The sequence below is a fragment of the Hymenobacter polaris genome (assembly GCF_012927305.1).
GTDB lineage: Bacteria > Bacteroidota > Bacteroidia > Cytophagales > Hymenobacteraceae > Hymenobacter > Hymenobacter polaris.
The window spans coordinates 743437-756272 of sequence record NZ_JABBGH010000003.1; the positions used below are offsets into that span (position 1 = coordinate 743437).

Annotated in this window: 11 protein-coding genes; 3 read left to right on the top strand and 8 right to left on the bottom strand. The window is 61.7% G+C overall.

Annotation, left to right across the window (positions count from 1 at the left end; genetic code table 11):
- Positions 1 to 27: 27 nt before the first annotated feature.
- A complete protein-coding gene (locus HHL22_RS19735; protein ID WP_169533106.1) occupies positions 28 to 1251 on the bottom strand; it encodes a ferritin-like domain-containing protein in 1224 nt (407 codons plus the stop codon).
- A gap of 329 nt (positions 1252 to 1580) precedes the next feature.
- The gene (locus HHL22_RS19740) at positions 1581 to 2453 is read right to left on the bottom strand and encodes a DMT family transporter (RefSeq protein ID WP_169533107.1); all 873 of its coding nucleotides are present in this window, start codon (positions 2451 to 2453) and stop codon (positions 1581 to 1583) included.
- Between the two features lie 72 nt (positions 2454 to 2525).
- Here HHL22_RS19740 and HHL22_RS19745 point away from each other — a divergent pair, with 72 nt between their 5' ends.
- Both HHL22_RS19745 and HHL22_RS19750 read left to right on the top strand, forming a co-directional pair.
- Positions 2526 to 3014, top strand: a complete 489-nt coding sequence (locus HHL22_RS19745; protein WP_169533108.1) for a regulatory protein RecX — start codon at positions 2526 to 2528, stop codon at positions 3012 to 3014.
- Between the two features lie 112 nt (positions 3015 to 3126).
- Positions 3127 to 3489, top strand: a complete 363-nt coding sequence (locus tag HHL22_RS19750; RefSeq protein WP_169533109.1) for a hypothetical protein — start codon at positions 3127 to 3129, stop codon at positions 3487 to 3489.
- A 123-nt stretch (positions 3490 to 3612) separates the two neighbouring features.
- Here HHL22_RS19750 and HHL22_RS19755 read toward each other — a convergent pair whose 3' ends face one another.
- Positions 3613 to 4248 (bottom strand): DUF4230 domain-containing protein, encoded by a 636-nt coding sequence (locus tag HHL22_RS19755; RefSeq protein WP_195809333.1) that lies wholly within the window; start codon positions 4246 to 4248, stop codon positions 3613 to 3615.
- Between the two features lie 930 nt (positions 4249 to 5178).
- Between HHL22_RS19755 and HHL22_RS19760 the strand changes: the two genes are divergently transcribed.
- The gene (locus tag HHL22_RS19760; protein ID WP_169533110.1) at positions 5179 to 5577 is read left to right on the top strand and encodes a hypothetical protein; all 399 of its coding nucleotides are present in this window, start codon (positions 5179 to 5181) and stop codon (positions 5575 to 5577) included.
- Here HHL22_RS19760 and HHL22_RS19765 read toward each other — a convergent pair.
- The 5 genes from HHL22_RS19765 to HHL22_RS19785 form a co-directional block, all read right to left on the bottom strand.
- Positions 5574 to 6488: a 1-aminocyclopropane-1-carboxylate deaminase/D-cysteine desulfhydrase gene (locus HHL22_RS19765; protein WP_317172708.1), complete on the bottom strand. Its 915-nt coding sequence runs from the start codon at positions 6486 to 6488 to the stop codon at positions 5574 to 5576. The two genes, HHL22_RS19760 and HHL22_RS19765, sit on opposite strands and share 4 nt — an antisense overlap.
- A gap of 118 nt (positions 6489 to 6606) precedes the next feature.
- Positions 6607 to 9195, bottom strand: a complete 2589-nt coding sequence (locus tag HHL22_RS19770) for a hypothetical protein (protein ID WP_169533112.1) — start codon at positions 9193 to 9195, stop codon at positions 6607 to 6609.
- 277 nt (positions 9196 to 9472) lie between these two features.
- A complete protein-coding gene (locus HHL22_RS19775) occupies positions 9473 to 11011 on the bottom strand; it encodes a trypsin-like peptidase domain-containing protein (protein ID WP_241738185.1) in 1539 nt (512 codons plus the stop codon).
- A 229-nt stretch (positions 11012 to 11240) separates the two neighbouring features.
- On the bottom strand, positions 11241 to 11687 hold the full coding sequence (locus tag HHL22_RS19780; RefSeq protein WP_169533113.1) for an Hsp20/alpha crystallin family protein: 447 nt from the start codon (positions 11685 to 11687) through the stop codon (positions 11241 to 11243).
- A 220-nt stretch (positions 11688 to 11907) separates the two neighbouring features.
- Complete coding sequence (locus HHL22_RS19785; RefSeq protein WP_169533114.1) at positions 11908 to 12780, bottom strand: hypothetical protein; 873 nt, start codon at positions 12778 to 12780, stop codon at positions 11908 to 11910.
- Between the last annotated feature and the right edge of the window lie 56 nt (positions 12781 to 12836).

Below are 12836 nucleotides of genomic sequence, written 5' to 3' on the forward strand. Positions count from 1 at the left end.
AGCGATAAGGAAGTGAGAACTGGCGACTTAGAAGGTACCGGGGTTGGCGATTTTCGAGCCGATGGCCAGGTAGGTGTTGGCAACGGCTACCACGTCGTTCGGCGCCTTGGAAATCTCCAGGCTGTCGCTGGTGATGATGTCGCTGCCTACGAAGGTGGCTTCCGACAACAGGTCGCGAATGAGCGCCGCGTGGCGGGCTTCTACCGACACGATTTTGCCAGCAACAAGTAGGTAGGCGGGAGTGGTGATGTACTGGCCCGCGCCATTGTAGGCGGCTACCCCTAGGTCCTCAAAAGCTTTGGCAGCCCCGAGCACCGAGGCGCGCGTGCCAAAGTTGATGCTCGAAAAATCGGGCGTCAGGTCTTTGAGCGGCGTAGCGCCAGCGGCCGTAATGGCCGCCTTTAGGAAGTCGCGGTGAATTACTTCGTGGTAGTAGAGGTCGTCGAGCACCGCCTTTTCGGTGGCGGTGGCAATGCCGGTATAGTAGGCACCCGCGCGTACCTGGGTATAGAAGGCGGCTTCGAGCTGCTCGAGGGCGTAGGCGTAGTTGAGCACGCCGGCGTCGCCGGTACCCACGCTCACGGTGCTCGACAAAATCGTGAGGACTACGGTAGACGGGTTGTTATTCGTGCCGAAGGGGTTGGTAACGAATACCGTAGCGGCGCCCGCCGCCAGGCCAGTCGGAAGGGTAAACGTGAGGCTAGTGGCCGTGGGCGTGCCCACAATGGTACCCGCCGTGCCGGTACCCGTCGTGGTGCCGGCAGGCCTGACGCTTACCGTGGTAACGTTGGCCAGGAAAGTGCCCGTAATCGTAACCTGGGATCCTGGCAGCGCGCTAGTGGGCGAAATGCTGGTGATGGTGGGCGCCGTGGGCGATATGTTGTAGGCGCTGGTGGTGACGGAGCCCCCCGGCGTTACAATAGTAATGGGACCGGTGGCAGCCCCGCCGCCGGGCACCACAAACGTGATAGTAGTATCGTTAACGACTAGAAACGAGACAGGTGCATTGTTCAGCGTTACGGACGTGGCACCCGTAAAGCCGGAGCCCGTGATAGTAACCGTAGTACCCCCCACGGCGTTGGCCGGGCTGAAGCTAGTGAAAGTAGGGGCGGGAACGGTCGTATCGTCCTTCTTGCAGCCAGCCAGCCACAAGCTACCAACTACAACACTGGCGCCAGAATAACGGAGAAAGGAGCGCCGCGAAGCAGAATCGGCCGGCCGCAAACGGATAGGGGGTAGGTTTTGAGACATGAAAAAAAGGATGGTGATAGGTAGGCTTTCCTGCGTAAATCTACGCAGGCACTTGTTAACATAGATTTAGCGTGAGGACCTCACTCACCGCCGGGATTTAAGTAGGTGAGCAGCTAAATATTCAGCTAATCTACAGTAAAGCGCCGCTAAACTACTCGGATTAATTGAATTAATCGGCTTCCGGGCCGCTGCCGCCAAAATAATGAACGACCCACCTGGCAACTGGGGCTGGCATGGCAACGCACCTAGGCAAATGGACGCACTATGTAACGAGCAAAAGCGGCCGACTACCAGTGATGGACTGGGTTAAAGCTAAATTGCACAGACCTTTACTGTGCAGGTTTGTGGGAGGTGCGCCGGGCGCTGTACCAGGCATTGAGCGCCACGCCCAGCAGCACTACGGCCATGCCGATGTAGGTGGATAGCTTAATTTTTTCCCCGAAAAACCATGTTCCAAACGCCGCCGCGTACACCAGGCCCAGGTAGTCGAGGGCCGCGATGCCGGCCGCCTGCTTGCCGTGCTGGTAGCTTTTGGTAACGCACCAGAGCGCCGCCTGGGTAAACACGCCCACGGCCACTAGCCATAGCCAGTCGGCGCCCTGCGGCGTGTGCCAGTTGAAGCATGTCCAGACGGCCGCGATGGGCAGGGTAACTGCCTGAAAATAAAAGATAACTACCAGCGAGTTTTCCTTGGTACCGATGCGGCTATTGAACACGTAGCTTAGGCCCGAAGTAGCCGCCGCACCTAGCCCTAGGGCCACGCCCGCCCAGCCCAGCCCGCTAAAGCCCTGCGCCACCGCCACGCCACCCAGCGAAATGCCGAAGAACACCCACTGCCAGGGCCGCACCGGCTGCCCCAGCAGCCAGATGCCCGCTACCGCCGTGAACACTGGCCCTAGGTACTGCAGCGTCACGGCCGGGGCCAGCGGCAGCTGCTTGATGGTGAGGAAGCCCAGCACCAGCGCCGCCGCGCCCGCCAGCCCACGCAGCAGCAGGTCGGGCAGCTGGGCGCGTTGGCCCCAGGGCGGCACCCCCAGCCAGCGCAACTGCCCTAGGGTGAGGGCCAGGGAAATAACCGAGCGAAAAAGAATGATTTCGACGGCCGGCAAGTCGGGCAGCTTTTTAATGCCGATGTTGACCAGCGCGAACAGCAGCGTAGCCGCCAGCATGTAGAATACCGGCGCGAGAGGAGATTTTTTCAACGATTGAGAACCAAGGCGTGTTCTGGTCAACGCCGGGTACCCGAACTTCGTTGCCCGCCGCCCAGCCCGCTCATGTTCAAGAACCCCGACAAAGCGCCCAAAACCTACACGCCCGCCGAGGCCCTGCCCAAAATTGCCGCCTACTGCGCCTACCAGGAGCGCACCCAAAAAGAAGTGGCCGACAAGCTGCGCAGCTACGGCCTCGATGAAGACGAGGCGGGCGAAATTATCATTCGCCTGAGCCGCGAAAAGCTGCTCGATGAGGAGCGCTACGCCCAGGCCTACGCCCGCGGCAAGCACCGCACCAACGGCTGGGGCCGCCGCCGCATCCGGCTGGAAATGAAGGCCAAGGGCCTGAGCGACTACTGCATCAAAAGCGGTCTCAAAGAGCTGGATGGCGATGAGTACTACCAAAAGATGCAGCAGTTGCTAGGCCAGCGCGACGCCCGCGAAAAAGAAAACCATCCCCAGAAACGTCGGATGAAGCTAACGGCCTACTTGGTGCAAAAGGGCTACGAGTCAGACCTGATTCAGGAGGCGCTCAAGGAGCTGGAGCAATAGCCTTGCCCTAGGGCTCACCCGCCGACGGCAAGGGTGCGAGGGCGCCAGGCGGCAACCTTAGGTCGTCCAACTGCGTTAGCACTATTGAATTTAGTAATTTCGTAGTCTGACCATGAAAATTTCCGTTGAAAAAGGCGAAGCCAAAGGCTTTCTGCCCGATGGCCGCCACACCGTCACCATCACCCGCATCGATGAGGGCGTGAGCGAGCACCAGAACGTCCCCTACTTCGCCGCCCACATGGAGAGCGAGGACGGCTACGTTGACCAGCGCTTCTATAACTCGCCGGCCGGCCACCCCATCATCCTCTCGCTCTACGCCGCCGTGGGCATCAAGCCCGAAGAAGGCAAAGACCTCGACACCAAGCAGCTGGTAGGCAAGCACCTGTCGGTAGAAGTGAGCGACCATAGCTACGCCGACCCCGCCACTGGCAACGAGCGCAGCATCCGCCAGGCCACCGGCTTCCGTGCCGCCTAGGGCTAATTATAGATGAAAAAGGCGGTTATCCTAAGCGCCGCCGAAGCATCTCTACTGAATTGTCCGGGTGACGTTCAGTAGAGATGCTTCGGCGGCGCTCAGGATAACCGCCTTTTTTGTAGCCTACAGCTTCCTCCCCTCCGCTGGCACTTGCAGCGCTGGTCCTACTATAACGCGGCGGCCGGTGAGCGTGCGTAGCATGGGTGCCAGAATTAGTTGAGCATTGCGCTGAGTTTCAGCTAAAATACCCGATTGGAGAGCCGAGCGTCGCACTTGGGCTTCGGCGTAACGGTAGGCCTCGTCTACCACCTGGGCGTCTTGGAAAAACGTGTTTTCAGTGCTAAATACGCGGCTCTGCTTGTGGTCGACCTGGAAACTGCACAGCTCGGGCGCGGGCAGCACCACGCGCACCACCGAATCACCCTCGAACGTCACATCCTGCGGCCGAATCTTGCGCATATCGAGGCAGCCTACCGCCTCGCCACCTACGATGAGGGCGGCCTTGGCATCGGGTAGAAAGGGGTATTTCGAGGACTTTTTATACTCCACCACGTCCTTGAAGCGGTAGCGTACTAGCTCCAGCTTGCCCAGCGCCTCTACCTGGGTCAGCACGGTGTTGTGCGTCACGGTTACTTGCGGCTCGCGGGCGCTCAGCGGGCCGAGGCCGGTCAGGGTGGGCCCAATCTTGCGCCACAGAAACACCCCTAGGGCCGTGAGGAGCAGCAAGGGCAGAAGGCGGCGAAACAGACGAGGAATCATTCGGAAAGGAGAAAACAAGCTGGGCGCAGCCGCCGAGCTTGGTCCTCATACCCCAAACTGCCTGCCGGGGTTGGCGTAGCTTTGGCTTCTATGAACACCCCCCGGCCCTCGTCCGCGGCGCACTGGCTCTGGCGCCACCACCCCTGGCTGCTGGCGGGGCTGTGGGTGCTGGTGCAAGCGGCTTTTCTGCTACGCTTCCACGGCCCACACCTGGCCAACGACAGCGAGCTATACTTAGAGTATGCCAGCAATGTCGCGCGCCATGGTCATTATGTGCCGCCCCAGCCGTGGCCAGCTGTCGAGTTGAGTCCTGAACTGCCTAATGACGCCACCTTCGTATATGAGCACACCCAGCGATATTTAGTATACGCCTGGTTCGAGAGTTTCTGGCTTCGGATAGGGACAGGGTACTGGGGTATTATACTAGGTCAGTTGGTATTGGCTGCATTAGCGGCGGGTGCGCTTTACCGCAGCGTGCGGCAGTTGGTAGCCAGCTCCGTAGCAGCGGCATTGGCAACGCTACTTTTTGTACTATGGCCCGATATTCAGCAGTTTAACTGTTACTTGCTTACTGAATCATTATTTATCAGCTTATCGGTGCTGAGCCTAGCGGCCTTGGTGGCAGTGCGTCGGGGGGGCTGGCTGCGTTGGGTATGGCTGCTAGCTATACTGCTACTAGTAGCGCGTACCCGGCCCAATGGCTTTGTGTTGATAGGAGCCGCCGCCTTAGCTGGTTTAGCAGCCCTGTGGTATAGCCCGCGGCGGCAGTTGGTATGGTGGTGTTTAGGCAGCCTAGTGGTAGCCATACCGCTCGGCTTGGTAGCACTCAACTACCAGCTCAAAAGCTATTTTATTGTGGAAACCTATGCCCGGGGTGAGCTGATGTTTGGCTCCAAGGCCTGGGCTATCCAGCCTAGCGAACCGCTGGCTATGCCTCCGCCTGGCACGGGCCAGGTGTGGCGCATTGGGTACTTTGCGGCCCACAACCCCGGCTTTCTACTGCGCCTGATGGGCGGCAAGGTGCTGGTGTTTTTCAGCAGCGTCAAGCCTTATTACTCGCTAGGACACAAGCTGCTGAGCATGCTGGTGCTGTGGCCCTGTTACTGGCTGGCGGCGCGCGGCGCACGCCTGCGCCAGGTGTGGCTGCCGGGCCGAGTGTTTCTGGCCGCCGTGCCACTGCTGCAAGCCGCCGTGGTCATGCTCACCGTCGACGACTACGACGTGCGTTTTCTGGCGCCGGTGCTGCCCTTCGTGTTTGTGCTGGCCGCCCTGGGGGTTGATGATTGGTGGAGGCGGCGCGGGCTTCCAGAATCCGCCGCCGGGGCCTAGGGGGTAGGTGGCCCGCCAAAGCCGGCCCAGGCTTGCAGGCCGCCAGTGTGCACCGCCACCACCGTGCTGCCGCGCGCAAAGTGGCCTAGGGCAATTAAATCGAGCACGCCCGCCAGCAGCTTACCGGTATAAATGGGGTCGAGCAGCACGCCATGCTGCTGCCGAAAGCCAGCGATAAAAGCGCGCAGCTCGGGCGGTAGCTTGGCGTAGCCGCCGTAGTGGTAGCCCAGGTGCAACTCGTAATTGCCGAGCACGCGCCCGGTTGCCGCCTGCGTGAGGGCATCCACGTCGGCGCGCAAAAAACGGGCCCCTTTGAGTGCGGCTACCCCTAGGGCGCGGGCGGGGTAATTGGCCTCGGCTAGGCCCAGCGCCAAGCCGGCCAGGGTGCCGCCGGTGCCCACCGCCACCGCTAAGGCATCGAAGTTGGTGTGCTGGCGCAGCTCGGGTATCAGCTCGGCTACGCCGCGCAGGGCCAGGGTATTGGTCCCACCCTCAGGCAGTAAATAGGCGGGCCCATATTGACGCAGTAAGTCAGCCTGAAAGTCCGGCTCGGCCCGGCGGCGGTAGGTGGCGCGGTTGAGGTAGTGCAGGGCCATGCCGTCGGCGCGGCACTGGGCCAGAGTGGGGTTGAGCGGCAGGTACTCTTCGCCGCGCACTAGCCCTAGGGTGTCGAAGCCATAAAGCTGGCCGGCCGCTGCCACCGCCGCCAAGTGGTTGCTATACGCCCCGCCAAAGGTGAGCAGGCGCGAGTGCCCTTCGGCGCGGGCTTGCAAGAGGTTGTATTTCAGCTTGCGCGCCTTGTTGCCGGGTAGCTCGGGGTGGTGCAGGTCGTTGCGCCACAGCAGCAGGCGCACGCCGCGCCGCTCGGCAGCGGGGTGGGGCAGGTGCTGGAGGAGCGAAGAGGATGTCACAGCTATCAATTTAAACGGGAACGTCATGCTGAGCTTGCCGAAGCATCTCTACCACACCGTATCGTTCGGTAGAGATGCTTCGGCAAGCTCAGCATGACGTTCTTAGCTTATTAGATTCCTAAGCCTCAATATCTTCCCGCTCCTTCTGCCGGAAGCCATACACCCCAGCCGCTACCACCGCCAGCAGCACGCCGATGCTCGACGCCAGCGATACCGTGTTGCCGATGGCGTACTCTTTGGGCTTAAACTCGAACTTGATTTCGTGGGCGCCGGCCGGCACTTGCATGGCGCGCAGCACAAAGTCGACCCGGAAGTGCGGCACCGGCTGGCCGTCGAGGTAGGCCTGCCAGCCGTCGGCGTAGTAAATCTCGGAGAATACCACCGTGCCCGGCTGCGCGGCCGAGTAGCGGTAGGTGAGCGCGTCGGGCGCGTAGCTGGTGAGGGCGATGGTGGCCGCCGAATCGGTATAAGTGGCCGGTTTCACCTGCGGAAACTTGCTGACGTCCACCATCGCCACGCGGCGCGTGGCGAGGTTGCTAAGGGCCGCCATTTCCTGGTCGGGGTTCTGCACGGCGCGCAGCTCGCGCACAAACCAGGCGTTGCCGTTGGCGCCGGGGTTGCGCTGCACCTGGGCGGTTTCGCCCTGCTTCTGGGGCGGCACTACCACGTAGCGCGCGTTCAGCATATTGAGCACGCCGGTGTTGTTGTTGGCAATCTGGCGCTCAATGAGGTCCTGGTAGCGGCGCAGCTTGGCTCCGTGGTAGCCCCCGATGCTCTTGTGGAAGTACGACGTGTTGGCTTCGTTGAAGGGGTTACTCAGGTTGAGCACCCGGTAGCTCAGGTCCTTATCCTGCAAAATCTGCTGGTCGGCGGGCGAGGGCTGGAAGCTCTCGGCAATGGTTTCGGTTTGGAAATTGCGCGCCCCTAGGTAGCGCTTGTCCGCCGTCCAGAGGTCGAACAGGGTGAGCGCCACCACGATGCCGGCCGCCACGCGGGCATCGAGCTTACCCTTGAGGTAGCCGTACAGCGCCCCTAGGGTCAGGCCCACCAGCAGCAGGCCGCGCCACACGTCGTTGCGCAGCAAGTCGGCGCGGTCGGCGCGCAGGGCGCTCAGCAACTGGGGCGGGTAGCCGGCCTGCGTCAGCTGGGCATCCTGCGGACCGTTAAAGTCGAAGCTGAAGCTCGCCAGCCAGGCCAGCACCAGAAAGCCCGCTACCAGCGCCCCGGCGTAGAGCAGCTGCCGAGTACGGTGCTGGTTTTCGGGCGAGCCCACCACTTCGGTGGGGGCGCCAGCGGCCGCCCGCGCCGCCTTGGCCAGCGCTGGGTGGGTGGGCGTGCCAACGGGCGCGGCAGCGCCTAGGGGCACTGGCACTTCGCGGGGCCGCAAGATGCGTGAGAGGGCCAGGGCCGCTAGCAGCGGCATGGCCAACTGCGCCATCACCAGGCCCATGCTCACGGCTCGGAAGCTGCGGTAGCCCGGCAGGTAGTCGAAAATCAGGTTGTTAACGGTCTCGAAGTTCTTGCCCCAGGCCAGCACCAGCGATACGATGGTGCCTGCCAGCAGCCAATAGCGCGTCTGCTTATCCACCACGAACAACCCCAGCACAAATAGGAAGCACACGATGACGCCTACGTACACCGGGCCCGCCACGTAGCTCTGGTCGCCCCAGTAGGTGGGCAGCGCATCCAGCATTTCGGTGCCCGCACCCAGGTTGTTCAGCTCGCGCGCCATGTTCGAGTTGGGCCCTAGGGGCATGGCACTGCTGCCACCGTAGAAATTGGGCACCAGCAGCGTCATGCTCTCGCCAATGCCGTAGCTATAGGCAAAGGCATAGTCGCGGTCCTGCTGCTTGGCGCTGGGCGCGGCGGGCTGGCCGGGCGCGGGCGGCAGGGCCTTCAACTCGGAAGGCGAGCGGTTGCTGAACTTGCTGTACTCGTAGGTGGTGTAGAGGCGCCCAAAGCTGACGCCAATGGCCAGCGCCGCGCCCACCGCCAGCAGCGCCACGCGCCCAAAGTAGTCGGCCAGCCGGCCGCGGCGCGCAAACGCCACCAGCTCAATAATGCCATAAATGACCACCAGTAGCCCTAAGTAGTAAGTTATCTGCGGGTGGTTAGCCCGCACATTCAGCGTGAGGCCCAGGGTAAACAAGGCCGCGCCCAGCCAGCGGTTACGGCGCAGCGTCAGCATCAGCCCGCCTAGCACCAGCGGCGCGTAGGCCAAGGCCCACGACTTGGTGTTGTGCCCCGCGGCCAGAATAGCCAGGTTGTAGCTCGAAAAGCCCAGCGCCACCGCGCCCGCCACCGCCACCAGCGGCCGCACCCCTAGGGCCACCAGCAGCACGTAGCCGCAGAGCAGCGCCACAAATAGGTTGCTCACCACGCCCGGCAGCCCTAGCGTCACGGCCTTCTGCACGTACAGAAACAAGTCGCCCGGAAAGTGCACCGAAATCAGGTACGTGGGCATGCCGCTAAACATGGAGTTGGTCCAGAGCGGCTCGTGGCCGTCGTGGGTCTTGGCCCACTCCTGCACCTCGTGCGCCCCGCCTTGGAATTGGGCGATGTCGTGCTGGGCTAGCGTTTGGTGCTCAAACACGATGGGCGCGAAGTAGGCCATGGCCAGCACCACAAAAAACAACACGGCCAGCACGTGCGGCCATACCCGCTGCCACAGCGGCGCGGGCGGATTGGAAACGGAAGAAACGGCCATCGGGCGGTTTTTAGCTACTAAGAATACGAGCCCGAAGGTAGCGCCGGGCCGCGGAAGGGGCTAGGTAGGCTGTAAGAGGCCATAGCCCCCCCACCCGTCATGCTGAGCCTGCCGAAGCATCTCTACCGCGCAACATTGTTCGGTAGAGATGCTTCGGCAGGCTCAGCATGACGGGTGAATAGTGATAAGTAATGGGATTGTCTCAATGTGCATCGCCCATAAAAAAGCCCTCGCCAACTACTGGCGGGGGCTTTTTGCAATTTGATACCCTAGGGCCTTACTCGCGGCCAATGGGGTAATAGGCTTTGCGGCCATCGGGATATACGCCCTCCACGAGCGCGCCCGAGCCGTCCTTGGCTTGGTCGAGGTAGGCCTGCACGTCGGCGGGCTTGCGCACCGGGTTTTTGTCGATGCGCGTGATGATGAAGCCATCACCCATGCCCGTCTCGCGGAAATTGCTTTTGTCGATGCCCGTAATCTGGGCGCCGCCCTCGATGCCGAGCTGGTTTTGCAAGCGGCTGGCTACGGGGTTAATTTTGGCACCTTCGTACTTCACGGCCGCATCGGCGGGCAGCTCCTTCACCACGGCCGTGGTATTGGAAGCATTGAAGAGCGTGGCGGTGGTCAGCAGCTTGTCGTTGCCGCGCAGGTAGCCCACTTTAATCTTGTCGCCGGGGCGGTAGCGCGCTACCTGCTCCTGCAACTGGGCGGCCGTATTCACGGGCACGCCGTTAAGGTCGGTGATGATGTCACCCATTTTCAGGCCCGCGGCGGCGGCGGCGCTGTTGGCGTTCAGGCCTTGCACGTACACGCCGTTCAGCGTGGGCAGTTTCTTTTCCGAGGCCAGGCGGGCATCTACCTCCTGAATGTGCACGCCGAGTAGCGCGCGCTGCACCACCTTATATTTCAGCAAGTCGTCTACCACCTTGCTCACGATGGAGCTGGGCACGGCGAAGGCGTAGCCCTCAAACGAGCCGGTGTGCGACGAGATGGCCGAGTTGATGCCAATCAGGTCGCCGTTGGTGTTTACCAGCGCCCCGCCCGAGTTGCCGGGGTTCACCACGGCATCGGTCTGGATGTACGACTCGATGCCCATGTTGTCGTGGTTGTGGGCGGCCAGGATGCCGATGTTGCGGCCCTTCGCCGAGATGATGCCCGCCGTTACGGTCGAGTTCAGGTTGAAGGGGTTGCCCACGGCCAATACCCACTGGCCCACCTTGGTTTCGTCGGAGTTGCCATACTTCACGAAGGGCAGGTTGTCGGCCTTCACTTTCAGCACGGCCAAGTCGGTGTTGGGGTCGGCGCCCACCAGCTCGGCGTCAAACTTGCGCTTGTCGTCCATCACCACCGTAATCTTCGACGCCTTGTCAATCACGTGGTTGTTGGTCACGATGTAGCCGTTGGCGGCGATAATCACCCCCGAGCCCGAGCCTTGGCCGCCCTGGCTCTCCTCGTCGTCGTCCCCGCCGCGGCGGCGCATCTGCGGTATCTGGTCGCCGAAGAACTGACGCAGAAAGGGGTCCATCTGCATGGCGCGGCTCTGGGCCGAGGCCTGCGGGTCGGCCTTATATTCAGTCATTACGTGCACCACGGCGGGCGTCACGGCGGCCGCGGCGGCCACGAAGTTGAGGCCTTCGGGCGCGGCATAGGCAGTGCTGCGCATGGCCGAAGTGTAGCGAACCTGGGGGTCCGATGCTACCGAAGTCTGGGCCAGGGTACCCGGCTCAGTTTCCAGCAGCTTATACCCCCCTACGGCCACGCCCCCGCCCAGTACGGCGGAAGTCAACAGCCCGAGCATCATGTTTTTTGCTTGCATTGGGGTGAGAAGAAAAATAGAAGAAAAGAAGTGAAAGCGAAGTAACAACCGGCCGCCGAGAAGTACTACTACTTTTTCGACTGGCCGGGTAATTTTGCCGCCCTAGGTGGTGATTAATAACTCAACGCTACCAGGAGAAAGATTCGTGCCCGTGCGTTGCGTCTACGCGGAAAATAAGGCAATTCTAATACCAAAAAAGCACCCTGGCGGGTGCTTTCTCAGTTTTATTTTAGCGTACTTCAATGTGCTGCTTCGTTACCTTCTCGGTGTCGAACGGCACGAGCACGCGCAGCAGTCCGTCGGCCATCTCGGCGCTGATGCCCTTCACATTCACCGTTTCGGGCAGGCGGAACGAGCGGCTAAACTCGCCGAAGCGGGTTTCGACGCGGCGCAGCTTGGGAGCGTCCTCGCCTTCGGCAGCGGGGGCGGGGCGGCTGCCCTTTACCACCAGCTGACCATCCTGGAAGTCGATGCTCACGGCATCTTTGGCTACGCCCGGCAGGGCCAGGTGCAGCTCGTAGCCGGCGGCGGTTTCGAGTACGTCGGCGGCGGGTACAAACGAGGTAGAAGGCTGGGCAGGTGCCGGCTGGCTGTCGCGCAGCAGTTCATTCAGCAGCGAGTTGAACGCGCGAGCAGGGCGCACCGCAGGACGGGAATTATACAATACAGTTGCCATTAGTAAGTAGGAAGTGATTGGTCAGAAACAGGGGCCGCAAGCAGCGGCGACACTTGCTATCCAATAAACTTCGTGCCGAGGCAATTGCTAAGCCAAAAAGTCCGAATACTGCGCAAGCAGGTTTTGCGACCTAGGGGTATTTAGGCCAAAAGCGCCGTTGTAGTAAATGAAAGCCTGTTTTTTGAAATCGCTCAGGCAGTCATTTTGTCGGGCCCATGCCCTAGTGCTGCGTGGGTAGCTGTTGCCGGTCGGCCCCCAGGCCCTCGGGCAGCAGCGTAAAGCGTAAGTCGAGGCCGAAAGTAGGGTATACCTGGTTGAGCTTGCCGCCGGCCGTGGCATTCCCCTTTGCGTCATATTGTGGCAGGGTTTCGAGGTAGCGCGTTTGGTAAGCAAACCAGGGCGTTACATCCACTACCGGCCCTAGGCGCAAGCCCACCTCGCCCCGCAGCGCGGTGTACTGAATAGTGCGTTCGTCGGGGTCGTTGGTGGCTTTTTGCAGGCGCAGGTGGGTGGCGGCCTCGTAGCTCAGGCGCGGGCGCAGGGCCACGCCGGTTTCGCGGCTGCCGCCCACGTAGAACAACCGCTCGGCGTCCACCCGCAGCCGGCCCCAGAACTGCCCGTCGGGCCCGCCATCCAGCGGCTGGGTGCTGCCGCTCGAAAAAGTGCGCTCCACGCTCAAGCGCTGCCCTAGGGTGAGGCCGCCGAAGATGGGCGAACGGTGCCGCCCTAGTACCTCGGGCACAAACGCTACCGGCTGCCCGCTGCCCACGCCCACCAGCCGCGCGGTGGCACCATAGCTCCAGTGAGGATTGCGGCGGCCGAAATTCTCGTAGCCTACCAGGGCCTGCCGCGTGTCAAAACCCAGGCTGCGCCCGCCAGCCAGGTCGTTCAGCACCCGCTGCCCGCGCAGGCTCAGCAGCAGGTAGTCGCCGTTGGCCAGCACAAATTCGCCCTGCACCTGCGGCCAGAGTTGGGTGGCTTGTACGTAACGGTGGGTGGCGCTCATGTCGTAGGCCGGCGTGGTTTGGGCCTGGGCAGCCGCTGGGCCAAGCAGCAGGACGCTTATAGATAAGATAGTTAATTCTTTAAGCATTACAGAATAAAAATAAAGTCAGGTAAATAATTACAAAGAACGTCATGCTCATCTGG

What these genes read in the sequence shown, in the direction of transcription:
- HHL22_RS19750 (WP_169533109.1), top strand. Translation starts at nt 3,127, where the DNA reads ATGAAAATTTCCGTTGAAAAAGGCGAAGCCAAAGGCTTTCTGCCCGAT.
- HHL22_RS19760 (WP_169533110.1), top strand. Translation starts at nt 5,179, where the DNA reads ATGCCTCCGCCTGGCACGGGCCAGGTGTGGCGCATTGGGTACTTTGCG.
- HHL22_RS19755 (WP_195809333.1), bottom strand. Translation starts at nt 4,248, where the DNA reads ATGATTCCTCGTCTGTTTCGCCGCCTTCTGCCCTTGCTGCTCCTCACG.
- HHL22_RS19780 (WP_169533113.1), bottom strand. Translation starts at nt 11,687, where the DNA reads ATGGCAACTGTATTGTATAATTCCCGTCCTGCGGTGCGCCCTGCTCGC.
- HHL22_RS19785 (WP_169533114.1), bottom strand. Translation starts at nt 12,780, where the DNA reads ATGCTTAAAGAATTAACTATCTTATCTATAAGCGTCCTGCTGCTTGGC.
- HHL22_RS19745 (WP_169533108.1), top strand. Translation starts at nt 2,526, where the DNA reads ATGTTCAAGAACCCCGACAAAGCGCCCAAAACCTACACGCCCGCCGAG.
- HHL22_RS19735 (WP_169533106.1), bottom strand. Translation starts at nt 1,251, where the DNA reads ATGTCTCAAAACCTACCCCCTATCCGTTTGCGGCCGGCCGATTCTGCT.
- HHL22_RS19775 (WP_241738185.1), bottom strand. Translation starts at nt 11,011, where the DNA reads ATGCAAGCAAAAAACATGATGCTCGGGCTGTTGACTTCCGCCGTACTG.
- HHL22_RS19770 (WP_169533112.1), bottom strand. Translation starts at nt 9,195, where the DNA reads ATGGCCGTTTCTTCCGTTTCCAATCCGCCCGCGCCGCTGTGGCAGCGG.